8 protein-coding genes, 1 tRNA gene and 1 pseudogene are annotated in these 15,703 nt (G+C 38.8%); 5 read left to right on the top strand and 5 right to left on the bottom strand.

Annotated features, from left to right (window positions below; genetic code table 11):
* The first annotated feature begins 10 nt into the window (after window positions 1–10).
* Window positions 11–736, top strand: a complete 726-nt coding sequence (locus AB7E63_RS07585; RefSeq protein ID WP_013925289.1) for an N-acetylmuramoyl-L-alanine amidase family protein — start codon at window positions 11–13, stop codon at window positions 734–736.
* A 1-nt stretch (window position 737) separates the two neighbouring features.
* On the opposite strand, the gene AB7E63_RS07580 is transcribed toward AB7E63_RS07585, so the two are convergent.
* Window positions 738–811 (bottom strand) — tRNA-Arg (locus AB7E63_RS07580).
* A 234-nt stretch (window positions 812–1,045) separates the two neighbouring features.
* Here AB7E63_RS07580 and AB7E63_RS07575 point away from each other — a divergent pair.
* The 3 genes from AB7E63_RS07575 (at window position 1,046) to AB7E63_RS07565 (ending at window position 7,925) form a co-directional block, all read left to right on the top strand.
* Window positions 1,046–3,655: a hypothetical protein gene (locus AB7E63_RS07575; RefSeq protein WP_284452555.1), complete on the top strand. Its 2,610-nt coding sequence runs from the start codon at window positions 1,046–1,048 to the stop codon at window positions 3,653–3,655.
* Between the two features lie 154 nt (window positions 3,656–3,809).
* Entirely contained in the window at window positions 3,810–5,261 is a 1,452-nt protein-coding gene (gnd, locus tag AB7E63_RS07570; protein WP_006340084.1) for a decarboxylating NADP(+)-dependent phosphogluconate dehydrogenase, read from the top strand.
* 66 nt (window positions 5,262–5,327) lie between these two features.
* Complete coding sequence (locus AB7E63_RS07565) at window positions 5,328–7,925, top strand: ATP-dependent Clp protease ATP-binding subunit (protein WP_013925291.1); 2,598 nt, start codon at window positions 5,328–5,330, stop codon at window positions 7,923–7,925.
* A 20-nt stretch (window positions 7,926–7,945) separates the two neighbouring features.
* On the opposite strand, the gene AB7E63_RS07560 is transcribed toward AB7E63_RS07565, so the two are convergent.
* From AB7E63_RS07560 to cheB, 3 genes are all read right to left on the bottom strand, one after another.
* Window positions 7,946–10,138 (bottom strand): hypothetical protein, encoded by a 2,193-nt coding sequence (locus AB7E63_RS07560; protein ID WP_006340081.1) that lies wholly within the window; start codon window positions 10,136–10,138, stop codon window positions 7,946–7,948.
* 156 nt (window positions 10,139–10,294) lie between these two features.
* Window positions 10,295–11,500, bottom strand: a complete 1,206-nt coding sequence (locus AB7E63_RS07555; RefSeq protein ID WP_006340080.1) for a SpoIIE family protein phosphatase — start codon at window positions 11,498–11,500, stop codon at window positions 10,295–10,297.
* Window positions 11,493–12,533 (bottom strand): chemotaxis-specific protein-glutamate methyltransferase CheB, encoded by a 1,041-nt coding sequence (gene cheB, locus AB7E63_RS07550; RefSeq protein WP_284452557.1) that lies wholly within the window; start codon window positions 12,531–12,533, stop codon window positions 11,493–11,495. Before cheB ends, AB7E63_RS07555 begins: the two co-directional genes overlap by 8 nt.
* A 195-nt stretch (window positions 12,534–12,728) precedes the next feature.
* Here cheB and AB7E63_RS07545 point away from each other — a divergent pair, with 195 nt between their 5' ends.
* Window positions 12,729–14,273 carry a hypothetical protein gene (locus AB7E63_RS07545; RefSeq protein WP_428419107.1) on the top strand — a complete coding sequence of 515 codons (1,545 nt, stop codon included), beginning with the start codon at window positions 12,729–12,731 and terminating at the stop codon, window positions 14,271–14,273.
* An 80-nt stretch (window positions 14,274–14,353) separates the two neighbouring features.
* Here AB7E63_RS07545 and AB7E63_RS07540 read toward each other — a convergent pair.
* Window positions 14,354–15,703: pseudogene (locus AB7E63_RS07540) on the bottom strand (DNA-directed RNA polymerase subunit beta'); the annotation flags it as partial.

Below are 15,703 nucleotides of genomic sequence, written 5' to 3'. Positions count from 1 at the left end.
GGCAAAGTACATGAAAGCTTTCTTCTCCAGAATCCCTTATGTCTTTTTCGGCTTACTCTTTGTCTTTCAACTGACGTCTTGCAGCCATCGAACTCCCCGTATTGAAGAACAGCCTGTGATCATTGAAGAACCCTCCTTAATTGCTTATTCTCCCATTATCAAACGACAACATGCAAAAAAACTCATTATCATTGATGCAGGCCATGGAGGAGACGATGCAGGGGCTGAATCGACAAATTATACCGAAAAGCATCTAAATCTCACGACAGCAAGGCTTGTACGTACCTACTTGAAGCAATTGGGCTACTCCACTGCCATGACACGTAATGCAGATTTCTTTGTTCCTCTCGATAAGCGTGCTTCATTTGCAAATTCCAAAAATCCAGATCTTTTTGTTAGCTTGCATTACAATTCAGCTCCAAGTAAAAAGGCAGAAGGGATTGAGATCTATTATTATCAATCAGATAAAGATACACAAAGAACGGCTCAATCAAAAGTCTTAGCAAGCACAGTCTTGGATCAAGTCATTCAAAACACATCAGCAAAGTCACGAGGTGTAAGAACTGGAAATTTTGCCGTCATTCGAGAAACCAATATGCCTGCCATTCTCGTAGAAGGGGGTTTTCTAACGAATGAAAAAGAAATTAAAAATATTAAAGATCCAATTTATTTGAAAAAGCTTGCATGGGGTGTTGCTCAAGGAATTGACCAATTTCTAAGCAAGAAAGCGGGATGATTGTCCTCGGCGCGATTCGAACGCGCGACCTGTTGCTTAGGAGGCAACCGCTCTATCCTACTGAGCTACGAGAACATTGAAAGAACTCAAGATTAATCTAAAATCCGCTTTCTCTCAAGCCTTTTCCTTCCATACGCTTGTCTTCTTTTTAGTGTGATGCAATCACAGGCTTGTCGATCCTACCACCTCAGCCTCAACACCTGTTTTTTATTCCTGAATTTGTGAACTTCCACAAACAATATTTCAATTTACAGATGGACCATATTGATTTATAAATCATCTATCAAAACAATCCCATGAGGCCATCCAATGCAATTGAATACTTTAATAAGCGAAGGAAATCATGAATTACAACGTGAACATTACCAGGCTGCCATTGCAAAATATCAATCAGCCCTTGAAATCGACGCTAGCTCAACAGAAGCTTGGATTCGTAAAGGAATGGCTCATAAAATTTTAAAAGAGTATGGTAAAGCCTTAATCGCATTCAGCAAAGCAAGTCTTTTGGATACACAATATCGGAATCTCAGAATCCATCATGAAAGCTTGATGATAAAAGCTCTTAAAACGGAAGAAAAATTTCCACTATTACGTCCCATTGTTTGTACCAGAAGCTACCAAGAAGAACTTCAAAGCTTTGAAACAGTCAATGTCAGAGGGCTAGATTTTACTTTACAGATTCAAAGAATTCTTGACCTGATCGAATTTCTCCAATTTTATTTTGTTAAAAATCCTCTTCACTATCCTTTTATGCGCCCAGAGCTATTCGCCCAATTAAATCAAGAGCTAAGATTATGTGAAATAGGAATTCCATTTCTTAAAGCTTATCCTGATGGTCTACAAAAAGATGATGATTGGCTTGAAAAATTTGATATCAAGCTTCTTCAGATTCTTGAAGATGTGCAATGCGATATTTTTTTTGAAGACACAAAAAAAATTTTAAGAATGCTTTTTGAAACAATGTATCATTTTCCTCGTGAAAAACGTGGAGAATTTGTTAAACACTTACCCTGGGATAAAAATAGCTGGTATTTGTTCGACTTTTGCGGAGCCATCTTTTGTAGTGATGCCGCTATAGAAAATCTGGCTAAGCTTAAAGGCACTCGCTTCATTCCTTTTCAGTTTCATGACGCTGAAAAAAATGAACAACAAGCCTTCTTTTTACGCTCCGTCATGGATCAAAATCTAATTGTTAAAATTGCGTGCTTTGACCTTCTCGAAGATTTGAAAACGATTCAAATCTTTTTCGATGCTTTATTACAAAGATTAACGACTAAGCATCCCCTTGATGACTTAAAAATGGGTCCGATTCCACATTTCGAGGCACTCCTAAGATATAGCAAACAATTATTCAATACCCAAAGACTTCTTTGCATTCTTCCTCTTGCAACAAACAACTTTCCTATGCGAGATCCATCCTTTGAGGCCATGGGTTGTAGCTCTTCTGAAAGTCCCTTATTAATCATTCATGAAATGATAGACAAAGAGGCTAACTCAAATGAAGAGAAGAAAAAAATCCATGGACTGATTAACCAGATCTTTGCAACTGTAGCTAACATGCAGGAGGATAAAATGGATCGGGAGGCGTCATCTGCAGAACGCTTGTTATATCATTGCTCCCCTGCCCATTTCAATCCGACTACATTAAAAGGGCGTTTAGCTTTTTTAAGAAAGTTACAACTCGTGGGAGAAACATTCTCACCTCTTAGCTGGAACTCTAAAGATTTAAGAAAAGTCGATTATATTGATACTGAAAATTTATATAAAATCAGAACAAACCTTATTCACCTTGAACTTAATCCTTCCAATTTTCAGTTAATCATCGAATTAGAATCAGATAAAGAAAGAATTACAAAAATGTTTGAAGATTTGCAAACTCTTCGAGAGAATGTTTCCGAGGCAACAGTAAAAAGGCAGCAAGGCTTTCCTGCTTGGCCCGCAAAGTCAAAAGAGAAACAAGGCTTTCATGCATGGGGACCATTTGCCCGAGAATACTGGCAAGTAATCAAATCTACCCTTTCAGGTCCATCGAGTGATTTTAATTTCATCCCTAGCCAGGATTTACTCTCTACACAAGAAACGAATGCTTTCCTCGATGTGATCATTGATGAACGCCAAAACAAACTTTCTCAGGTATTAAGAGGAGAAATTGCGTGGATTGAAGTTGAAATTACTGATCTATTTAAGCCCGATTTAGATAAAGCAAGTCGTCGAAAAGCAAACTCCCTCTACGAAAAAGCCCACAAACAATATCGACAACTCAAACATGCCTATATCAGAAATCAAAGAGCCTTGCGCACACAAAAAAAGGAGCAACGCAAGCAGCAACTGAATCAAATCATGCTACAAACTTATCCAAGCCTGAACGCATTTATTCAAACCCTTTTTTCCAATCAAAATCATGACGTTTCCTCTCAAAATCTTTTTGCAATACTAAAAGATCGATTATATCGCTTTCATACCTTATTGAAAGAACAAGGGCTCGAAAGTCGCGATCCACAATCTTTACAAGATGAATTACATACTTTTCTGACTCAAGATATGAATTTTCTCTTAAGTAGCAGTTATTTACTTGGACAAATTCTCTTATTGTTGAATCAGGGATTAATTCGAGCGCATCTGGCTAGACCCGACATGAAATTAGATTTAGAGGAGCGGTTGCCTACCTATGTGACTTTACGCAATCATTTAGAACACACTGATCCTATTTTCGAAAGTATAGATCTTCCCTATTACGAAATGATGAGCGATGCACCTAAGCTCATGGCTATTGTGATGACAGAATTAGTCTATAAATATGGGACAGCCATCTTAAATTATCGCATAGAAGATCTAAGCTCTAGTGAACTGGAAATGATTGAAAATGAAGTAAAAGAACCAGTTACTCAAATGGAAGCGCTCAACAGCAATGCATTTTAACAAGCATGTTTAGAACATGGCTCCTTTACACAGGATTATTCTTCCCTGTATTTTTTGCCTTTTTACTCTATTGCAGATAATCCTCTTTTGTTATGATCCAAAATATTGAAATTAAACTCACCAAACTCCCCAAAAGTATTTAAGGAAGGGTAATATGTCAGAAGCAGATATAGGACTGATTGGTCTTGCGGTAATGGGTCAAAATCTTGCTCTAAATATGAACGACCATGGTTTTAAAGTGGCTGTCTTTAACCGAACTGTTTCAAAAGTGGATGAATTTCTCGAAGGCCCTGCAAAGGGGACTCAAATTTATGGAGCTCACTCACTAGAAGACTTTTTTGCCCATTTAAAAAGACCTCGCAAGATCATGCTAATGGTTAAGGCAGGGGATGCTGTGGATCATTTTATTGATTTGTGCCTCCCTCACATGGAAAAAGGCGATATCATTATCGACGGAGGAAATAGTCTTTTTACTGACAGCACACGTCGCACAAAAGCGTTAAAAGAAAAAGGGATTATTTTTATTGGAGCTGGGATCTCCGGAGGAGAAGAAGGGGCAAGACATGGACCTTCCATTATGCCCGGAGGAAATCCAGATGGATGGCCTCACCTTAAAAATATTTTCCAATCGATTAGTGCTAAAGTAGACAACAATGAACCTTGTTGCGATTGGGTAGGAGAAGATGGAGCCGGACACTATGTCAAAATGGTCCATAATGGTATTGAATATGGAGATATGCAACTAATCTGTGAAGCCTACACCCTTCTAAAAAATGTGCTAGGACTCAATGCTGATCAGCTTCACGAAGTTTTCAGCGAATGGAATAAACAAGAACTCGATAGCTATCTCATCGAAATCACAAGCCAAATCTTCACCTATAAAGATAAAGATGGATCCCCTTTAGTTGAAAAGATCTTAGACGTCGCTGGTCAGAAGGGAACAGGAAAATGGACTGTCATCAATGCTCTCGACTTAGGAATGCCTCTGACTCTCATCAGTGAGGCGGTTTTTGCTCGCTGTCTCTCTGCAATCAAGGAAGAAAGAGTAGAAGCTAGCAAGGTGTTAAAGGGTCCTAATACGACCTATAAAGGCGATCGCAAAGAATTTATTCAAAATATCCGTCACGCCCTCTATGCATCTAAAATTATTAGCTACGCACAAGGTTTTATGTTGATGCACCAGGCCGCACAAGACTACAAATGGAATTTGAATTATGGTGGAATCGCACTTATGTGGAGAGGTGGATGCATCATTCGAAGCCTTTTCTTAGGTAAAATTAAAGAGGCTTATACTAAAACGCCACAACTCAAAAACCTTTTGCTGGATCCCTTTTTCTATACAGCGATCGAACAAGCCCAAACTGGTTGGCGCAAAGCTGTCGCGACTGCTGCAGAACTTGGAATCCCAGTTCCTTGCTTCAGCACAGCGCTATCTTTCTATGATGGGTATAGAACTGCTCGTCTACCGGCTAATCTTCTTCAAGCCCAAAGAGATTTCTTTGGTGCGCATACTTACGAAAGAATCGATCAGCCCCGTGGTCAATTTTTTCATACAGATTGGACAGGCTCAGGAGGAAAAGTCAGCGCAGGAAGTTATAACGCCTAAAGGTTACCTTTAGGCCTCTTTTGAAAAAGTGAATTTTGAAACAGATTTATCGAACGGAGGAAACCTATGAATCAAAACTTCACAGAATCTGTCACCCAAGCGCTTCAACTGGCATTTTCCGATGCGCAGCAGAGGCACGACATTGAAGTTACAGAAAATAACCTCTTGATGGCCTTTTTATCAGATCCTGAAGGTTATTTTAACTCCATTTTATCCCATTTAAATGCTAATCTCGACTCCTTGACAAGCGAGTTACGGCGCCATTTAAATAGCCAGCCCACATATAGTGGAGATAATATCCAGCCTCCAAGAACCTCTCAAAGTCTTCAAAGCCGCATTTTAGATGCACAAAACATTGCTCAACAATGGAATGATACCTACACAAGTAGTGACCACTTTCTGATCTCCTACTGGAAAAATGGAGGAGAACCTTTTCTAAGCTGGAAAAAACAAACAGGAATTTCTTTAAAGCAACTAGAAGATCAGATCAAGCTTATCAGAGGAGATCGACATATGGATTCACCTACGGCTGAAGCAAGTTTACAAACACTTGAAAAATACTGCAAAAATCTAACCGCTCTTGCCAAAGAGGGAAAATTAGATCCTGTTATTGGTCGCGATGAAGAAATTCGTCGAACCATGCAAGTTTTAAGTCGTCGCACAAAAAACAACCCCATGCTTATTGGAGAACCAGGTGTCGGTAAAACGGCCATCGCAGAAGGCCTAGCGCAGAGAATCATCCAAGGGGATGTACCCGATTCATTAAAAAATAAGCAGCTGCTGGCTCTCGATATGGGAACATTAATTGCCGGAACAAAATATCGTGGAGAATTTGAAGAAAGACTGAAAGGTATCCTTCAAGATGTAGAAAAAAATGAAGGAAAGATCATCCTTTTTATTGATGAAGTACACACTTTAATTGGTGCAGGCGCTACCGAAGGTGCTATGGACGCTGCAAATCTACTTAAACCGGCCTTAGCACGCGGCTCTTTGCATTGCATTGGCGCCACTACGCTTAACGAATATCAAAAACACATTGAAAAAGATGCCGCGCTGGAACGACGCTTTCAACCAGTGATGATCAATGAGCCTAGCCTGGAAGATTCGATTGCTATTTTGAGAGGGCTACGTGAAAAGTATGAGATCTTTCATGGTGTCAGAATCACGGAATCCGCCATTCACGCCGCTGTTTTTTTATCCTATCGTTACATCACCGATCGTCGATTGCCTGATAAAGCCATCGACTTAATTGATGAAGCAGCCAGCATGATCCGAATGCAACTCGGAAGCCGCCCCCTTCCCATTGATACAAAAGAGCGAGAACTCGCTGGTCTGATTGTCAAACAAGAAGCGATTCGACGCGAAGACACCCCACTTGCTCAGGCTGAGGCACAAAAAATGGATGCTAGAATTGCTCAAATTAAAGAAGAGCTCTCTCATCTGAGACAACAATGGGAAGAAGAAAAAAAACTCATTGAATCAATTAAAGAGAAAAAAAATAAATATGAGCAGCTGCGCTTTGAAGAAGAAGAATACGAACGGAAAGCAGACTACAATAAAGTGGCAGAATTACGCTACAACAAAATTCCCCAGCTTCAAAAAGAGATTCAAGAAGTTGAACACAAATTAAATGAAAGACCTAACCGCTTGCTTCAAGAAGAAGTGGATGAAAATTTGATTGCACAAGTTGTATCCAAATGGACTGGCATCCCCGTCAACAAAATGTTGGAAGGTGAAGCCGCAAAACTTCTCCATCTTGAAAAAGAACTTGAAAAACGAGTTGTCGGACAAGATATCGCGGTAAAAGCCATTAGTGAGGCTATTAGGCGTTCACGATCAGGTTTAAGTGATCCGGGAAGGCCGATGGGAGCCTTCCTCTTTTTAGGACCAACCGGCGTTGGAAAAACAGAATTAGCAAAAGCTTTAGCAGAACAACTATTTAATCAAGATGAGGCTCTTATTCGTTTAGATATGTCAGAGTACATGGAAAAACATAGCGTTTCTAAGCTTATTGGTTCACCTCCTGGATATGTTGGATACGAAGAAGGAGGGCAATTAACCGAAGCCTTGCGCCGACGTCCTTATGCAGTTGTTCTTTTAGATGAAATTGAAAAAGCTCATCACGATGTCTTTAACATTCTTTTGCAGATTTTTGATGATGGCCGCATTACAGATAGTAAAGGACGGGTCGTCAACTGTAAAAATGCACTCTTTATTATGACATCCAATCTTGGTTCAGGCCAGCTTTTAGAGAAAATGGAACAGGCAAGCTCCGCGATTAATAAAGAGATGATTCTAGCCATCTTGGACCCCGTGATTAAAGCACACTTCCGCCCAGAATTTATTAACCGACTAGATGACATTTTGCCTTTCCTACCACTACGAAAAGAGGATATGCAAAAAATTGTCCTCATCCAATTGCAGCGCCTCTCCAAACGATTGGCTGAAAAACAGGTTTCACTCAAGTGGACTCCTGAGGTAGTTTCTCAATTAGCCGAAATGGGCTACGATCCTTATTATGGTGCTCGCCCATTAAAACGATTGATTCAACAAGAAATTGTCAACATGCTATCAATGGCTATATTAGAAGGGAAAATTCCGGGGGAATCTCAGCTTCTTTTAACCTGGAAAGATGATAAATTTGGATTTGAATTGAAGAAATAAAAAAGGGCCGAAAGGCCCTTTTAAACGTTCTGTTTTAAAAGATTGTCGATCACCTCGTAGAGACCTTCAACTTCCTGAACTGTTTCTCGATGCATTTTTGCATAGTTTTTTTGCGTTTCAATTAGCTGCTTTTCAAGAGCTTTTTCAATGTCTGAATACCCAAAGGTTTCTCTTTCTTGCATATCGATTTGATGTTGCATAAATTTTTCCTCTAGGTGGAACAATTGCTTCCTTGTTTCATCTAGCACTGCAGACTTATCCGCAAATTGGCATTTAAGTTGCTCATACAACCCTTTCATCCTTCTAAAAGAACGATCTGCTTCTAGCATTTCTTGAGGAATCGCTAATGACTCTTGATCCGCTCTTACAGCAGCCTGACCCAATTGCTCGGTTAATGTTTTCTTTTCTTCCGTCAAAAGCACAATGGTTTTCTCAGCGAGCACCAATTGTTCCCTAATCTGCTTTAGCGCATTCTCATTCTCGGCAGCTTGTTTCTTAAGCGATTCCAAATGAGCTTCTTGTGCTCTACTCTGGGCGCCTAGATCAAGCAATGATTGGTTTTCACTCTTTAAATGTGCAATTTCTTGATCCGTCATACGTAATTTAGATTGCAATTCTTCAACAACAGTCGACTTCTCAAGCACTTGCTTTTGCAATGCACCAAAATCAATTCCTTGAAGACTTTTAAGCTCACTCATCAAGATTTGATTCTCTTCTTGAAGAAGGGCCATCTTTTGATCGGTCTGAGTTAATTGGCCCTGTAGTTGTTCAACAATTGCCGTTTTTTCAAGAGCCAGTTTTTTTAGTGCCTCAACATGCATTTCTTGTTCACTTTTCAAAACATTCAATTCAGCAAGAGCCTGATTCTCACCTTCCAAATGTGTGACTTGCTGTGAAATTTCCTCTATTTTATTTTGCAATTGCTCTATAAAAGTTGATTTTTCAATCGCTTGTTTTTTTAACGTTTCAAAGCCAATGTCTTGTGAATTTTTTAATTCAGCAAGAGATACATTTTCTGCTTTCAGCTGATTAATCTCTTCGTCAGCCTGGAATAGACGTTTTTGCAATTGATTAAATGCAACTTCTTTGTCACCAAGTTGGCTTTTTAAATTTTCAAAATCAGCTTCATAATTGGCTTTTAATGCATGCAGCTCATCAAACGCTTTTTTCTGCAACTCAAGTTTTTGCTCAAATTGAAGATTATTATGAGTCAATGCTGAAATATTTCCTTGGTATCCTAATTCTTTAGCTTGATTATCTTCAAACTCCGCCTGCAACCTGGATAAGCTCATTTCAAGCAGACTTTTTTCCCTCTTGAGCGTCGCAAGACTTTCTCTTAATTGATAAGAAGAGTCTTGGTATTCGTTCTCTTTTTCCTCCAAAAGGGCTTTTTGCTTAATCAACTCTAATTGGATCCGATCTTTTTCAGCTTCAATACTGATTAAGTCTTGATTCGCCTTTTTTAACTCTTGGTGTAGTTGCGCAAGTGAAGCATCCCTACTGTGGATGGTATCTGTTAAGTTTTCCATTTCTTCAGGAGATATTTTACTTAAAGAACGTGCTGTCAGTTGTTCGATCTGCTTAAGGTACGCTTGAATTCTTTCATTTAGCAATCCCACTTCATGCCGTTTTTGGAAAATCTCATTCAACAAACCTTCATGCTGAGATTGGGTTGCAGAAAACTCATTACGCACCACTTCAATCAGTTTTTCCTGCCGTTGGATTTGGCTATCTTTTTCTTTAATCTGTGATTGATACCCTTGGACTTGTCCTTTTAAAGCTTCAAATTCTTCATGCAACTTTTCTTCTGAAATCTTAAATTTTTCATCCAGGTGTAACAGATTTGTTAAACGGCTGCTTGACTCCACTTGTAAAGAATGGACTAATTCTTCCACTTCCTCAAAAGAAAGTGCTGTAACAGCAAATGCTAAGGCGATAGCCATTCCCATTCCAAACTGCCAGAATCTTTCCTCTATGGGAATATAGCTATAAGAAATAGCAAAAAATAAGCAAAGAGTTCCTACAGCTATAGCGAAGCCTCTTATTTTCCATTTCCAGCATATGGGAAAACCAATCAAAATTAAAACAGGTAAATAAAATGAACTCGCGGAACCTTTTGCTAATAATACAGCAAAGGTTAAAAGAGTCACAAATGGTCCAACAAGGGCCCAAAATTGGATTTGACGATTAACTTTTTTTTCTGTGATATCCACACACTTCTCCTTGAAGTATTCAGGACTGATTAATTAATGAAAATACAGTATAGAACAAATCATTCACATCTTCAATAAAAATGGCTTTAGAAATGGTTTAGACTGCAAATATATCGGATCTATAATCAAATTGCATGTCTTCACAAATCTACCTCTTTAAGAAAAAACAAATTTTACGATCGAAACATCATCAATAAAATTCTCTTCTTTATTTATACTTCGTATTTTGGACATGATATATTCAAGTCCTTTCTTTTTTTGTTCAGCTTCGCATAAGATTTTGACAAACTCTTCAAGGCGCATCATTTCCCCTCCTTCTGATTTGACGATCTCATAAATCCCATCGCTGAAAACATATAAAACACTATTAGGCTGAATTGGACAAACCGCATTTTGATAATAAACATCAGGAATTCCTCCAATTACGATCCCTGGAGTTTTAATTTCAATGGGATCCTCCATGTGATCACCCGATCGCACAATCAAAATTCCAGGAGGATGTCCTCCTGATGCGTACAAAAGCTCTCTTTTAGATTTTGAATATATCCCATACCAAATAGTAAAAAACATATTATTGTGTTTTTCCATCTGGAAAGTTTCATTTAAGGACTGAAGGACAGTTGCAGGATTGCAGAAATCGATATTCGCTAGAGATTGATATTGCAGAACGTTCATTATCGAAATGGAAAGCAGAGCAGCCCCTATTCCATGTCCACATACATCCAATAAATACATGACAAAGTGATCTTCATCAAGCCAATAATATCCAAACGCATCTCCTCCTAAGCCAATGGAAGGAATAAATTCCCAAGAGGTTCGAACGGGATTCTCTAAACACTTTGGCAGAAGTGATCTTACATATTGAGCTGCCTCAGCTAATTCAGCATTTAGCAGATTTCGACTTTCTTCCAACCTAGCATAAGCTTCGTCTCTTTCAAGCAGCCGAATGTAGTTGCTTGAGTGGTACCGAATTCTCGCTAATAGTTCCACTTTGTCAGGAAGTTTGACCATGTAATCATTTGCTCCAAGCGCAAAAGCTTCAGCCTTTACTTTGGGATCTTCCTTTGAAGATAGAACAATCATCGGAACCTGGCTTGTCGCAGGATTAGCCCTAAAATATTTGACTAACATTAATCCATCAATTTCGGGCATGACAAGATCTTGTAAAATAACTGTAGGAGCCACTTCTGTCGCCTTACGCAAGGCTTGAGTGGGTTCTGAGCAATAATAAAAATCAATATCTTTTTCTGCTCCGATCATACTTTGAATGGCTTCAGCGACAATTGCCTGGTCATCAATTAACAACACCGTAATTTTTTTTGATGGGGGCTGTGATAAAGAAATGAAAGTCTTTTTATTCATACAATCCTCTCTTCGTTCTCGTCACAGGATTGAGATTAAAATAAGACTTTATCGAATCAGCAATCTTTTCTAGTTGCAACGTCTCTCTCACAGCTGCTAGATCAACCGCAGCTTTAGGCATTCCATAAACAACACAGCTTTCTTCACGCTGGGCAATTGTGTGCCACCCTAGATCATGCAAACGTTTTAAACCTTTTGCGCCATCAGAGCCCATTCCAGTCAACAATACAGCAACTCCTCGGTTGGGCCAGTGTTCAGCAACACTATTAAACAAAACATCGACAGATGGTCGATAGGGAGAATCAAGCGGATTTGGAGCATAGACAAGCTCTAATTTTTGATTCATAATGAGATGATGATTAGTCCCTGCAATTAACACAAAGCCTTCTTCTGGTTGAGTACCCTGATCCGCAATTTTTACTTCAAGAGAAATTTGCCTGTTTAACCAATTCGCAAACCCGGCGGCAAACTTTTCATCTACGTGTTGAATAGCCACTATAGCGAGAGAAGAATGTTGAGGAAAATCAGCTAAAAGTTTAGCAAGTGCCAATGGTCCTCCTGTTGAAGCCCCAATTAAAACTAAATGAGGGAGCTTACTCGCTTTTTTGCCATGAATATTTATGCCACTCTTTTTTTGATTACAATGATGCCCAATTAACAGGCCTATCGTTTCAATTTTCTTTAGTAAGGCCTCTTTTTCAATTTCTCCAATAGAAGTTTGCATAGCTAAAACATCCAAAGCACCATATCCCATTGCTTCAAAAATCTCAGCAGAACGCCAATTCACACTTTGAACTAAAAGTAAAAGAGCGCATGGAGCCTGTTTCATCATACGACGAGTGGCTTCTACGCCACCCGTAGAAGGAATGTTTAAATCTAAAAGAATAAGATCCGGCTTTTCATCTATAGCTTTTTCAAAGACTTGGGTCGAAGAGCAAGCAATCCAGACCACTTCATGATCTGAATGATTTAATATAAGTCGATTCAGCACCTGTGCGATCCGTTCATCCCCATAGGCGATCCCAATTCTCATTTCCCCTATCCTTATCTTTGGGTTTTCTAATTGGATACTTAAAACATTAACTATTTTTTTTATACTTTTTTTTAAGTTGCCCTTTACCCCTTCTTTCTAAAAAACCATATTAAAAAGATAATTAATTCACTAATAATTGATATATACTATTTATTTTGATATAATAAACATATATTTAGTTAAGAAAGAGCTTTTATGAAAACAAATCATATTCCCGTATCAAATCAATCTCCAACTTTTCATGCACCTTCTTTCCCTAAAGTTAAAGTAAACAAGCTCAAATATTTTATTTTCAAAATTTTCTATCATATAGGCAACAAACTTACCACTGGAAATACCTCTAAATTATTTAAAGCAAAACTGATACATCTAAAAAAAGATGCTCACGAAAGTCAATTGAAATCTATTTTTGACAAAGATTTTATTGCAAGTACGCGAAATATTGGAAGACGTTCCGTACTAGTTCAGCGAAAAGATGTTAAAGCAACGGAAAAATTGCGAAAGCTTTTGGAAAACGGAGAAAATAAAAGTATCCACATAGATCCAATAAAAACTCCCGAATCGCGCATTTTGGATGGAATTTGTGCCGGAATGACTTTGGATATTGCGGTTAAATATTTAATTAATCGACAAAACATCGCCGATATTATTGAAAAAAATAAAAAAGGTGGTTCTGCTAAAGCCGCGGCGAATCAAGCTATTTATGCGTTTATTGATGCCAAGCTTCCTTATTCTGTTATTTTTTTAGATCTGATTAAAAATTTGAAAGAAATCGCTAAAACAGAAGTGGAAAACCCACTTTTTCAAGTGAATTTTGATGATGTTGGTCAAGCCTTGCTTTACTTAGATCCAGCTTTAAGTTTATCTTCTAGCCCTTATGCCGCCGAATATTCTTTATCAAAGACACCTAATCCCAATAGTTTTAATGCGACATTTGCAGCTTTTATGTCTGAAGAATATCGATTGAGACGTGAAAATTCAGCATGGTTAAGTCACGAAAAGGGAAATCCTTTTCATATAAAAAATTTAGAAGCATTTAAAAAAGACATGCTCGATACAATTGATCAAAAATATGAGAAAAGAATACAAAAAGCAACATCGGAAACAGTTAATCAATTGAATCAAAAAAAATTGAGGGATATTCATACTTTTCAGTGGGTCTTCTCTATTTTAGAATATAGACAATCTTGCCACGCAAAAAAATTGCCCCCTAATTCGAAACAAACAGAAAATAATTCAAAAAAAAGAGGGGTATTTAGAAGAATTACTAAAAAATCACCTTCTCCGATAACTCATTACACCGCGATATCCAATCCTTCTATTAGCTCAACTTTTAGCCTTCTGACTGAAGAACTTTTTAAGGATAAGCGATACCATGCAGTGGTACGCGCTAGAGGATTGAAATTAGAATCCGTCAATATGATAATGGGATCCCGCTGGGCACACTCGAGCGATCACTCCTATCTTCAAAACATTTCCAACCTGGAACCCGGAGTCTATTCGGTTTCGATTGCACACAAAACAGGTCTTCATTTGATAAATTATATAAAGGTGGACGAGTCAGAGGGATACATTATTGATTCGATTGGAGCACAGATTCGTTGTAAAGACGCAAGACATACGGTTGAACAATTTGAAAAACATTTAGCCCTGATACCAGAACCAGATGCAACAGCATTTGCTGTGAAGGGTGAGTCTACTCATAGGCTCCATTTTCAAAAATTTGTGGTTCCCAGTTAGTGATTTATCAAATTTCTCACTCTCTCTTAAAATAAAAAGGCCGGGTTTTGCCCGGCCTTTCAACTTAATTTAACACACAGTTAAAATACGCTTTCAAAATCAAAGACTAACTCTTCTTCATGGTCTTTATCAACAAACTTCTTCACGCGCTTATGCCGCTCGAAACCTGTTCCCGCAGGAATGATATGTCCCATAATGACGTTTTCTTTGAACCCTAACAGGTAGTCTGTTTTTCCTGCACAAGCGGCTTCTGTCAAGACACGTGTTGTATCTTGGAAGGATGCTGCTGAGATGAAGGATTCTGTTCCTAAGGAAGCTTTTGTAATACCCAACAAGACAGGAGCTGCTTGAGCTGGTTTTCCACCTTCTTTTGCAACTTTCATATTCTCGTTCTCAAAGTCTTTCTTATCCACTTCTTCACCGTAGAGCAAGCTTGTATCACCTGGATCGACAATACGTACTTTTTTCAACATCTGACGCACGATAATTTCAATGTGCTTGTCGTTAATGTCTACCCCCTGTAGGCGATAAACTTCTTGAACCTGATTAACCAAGTATTTTTGAAGCTCACGTACACCGCAAATTTCCAAAATTTCATGTGGAATGACCACACCATCTGTTAACTGCTGACCTTTAATGACATGGTCGCCACGTTGAACGATTAAGTGTTTAGTCTGAGGAATCATATGTTCCTCTTCCATACCTGTTGACTCATCTCTTACTACAAGAATACGCTTATTCTTGTGGAGACGGAAGTCAACAACCCCGTTCATTTTGGCAATCTCAGCAGAATCTTTTGGCTTACGTGCTTCGAACAACTCAGCTACACGAGGAAGCCCCCCCGTAATATCCTTTGTTTTCAAAGCTCCGCGAGGAAGACGTGCTAGCAATGTACCTGCCGTTGCGAACTGACCTTCTACCACCGATATAATCGCTCCGGATGGAATTGGGTAAGTACCAATTAGCTCTTTGCATTCCTGGTCCGCATAAATCACAATCTGTGGATGCAATTCGCCACGGTGTTGTTTTACAATTAGCTCTACCTGACCAGTTTGCTTGTTTGTATCACGCTCTGTTGAGATCCCTTCTACGAGATCTTCGTACTTCACAAAACCTGGGCGATCGCAAATAATTGGGATATTGTGTTGTTCCCACTCTGCAATCTTCGTATGAGGCTTAACTTTACTTCCATCAGCAACAAGGATACGTGTTCCCAATTCCAACGTAAAGGTTTGAAGTGACTCAATCGATTTTGTAGAGAGTAGCTTTTTATACTCATCTAAGGATCGGCCTTCGTCTCTAACAATGTTCAAGGATCCATTCTTATTAAGAACAACCCAATGGCCATCATCATTTTGCACCGTTCTTAGGTCTGTATAAACAACAATCCCTTCAAATTCGGATACAATCTCAGGACTTAAGCTTGCAGA

It is taken from the genome of Parachlamydia sp., from assembly GCF_050255895.1.
Lineage (GTDB): Bacteria > Chlamydiota > Chlamydiia > Chlamydiales > Parachlamydiaceae > Parachlamydia > Parachlamydia acanthamoebae.
This window is presented reverse-complemented; position numbering and strand designations above follow the sequence as displayed.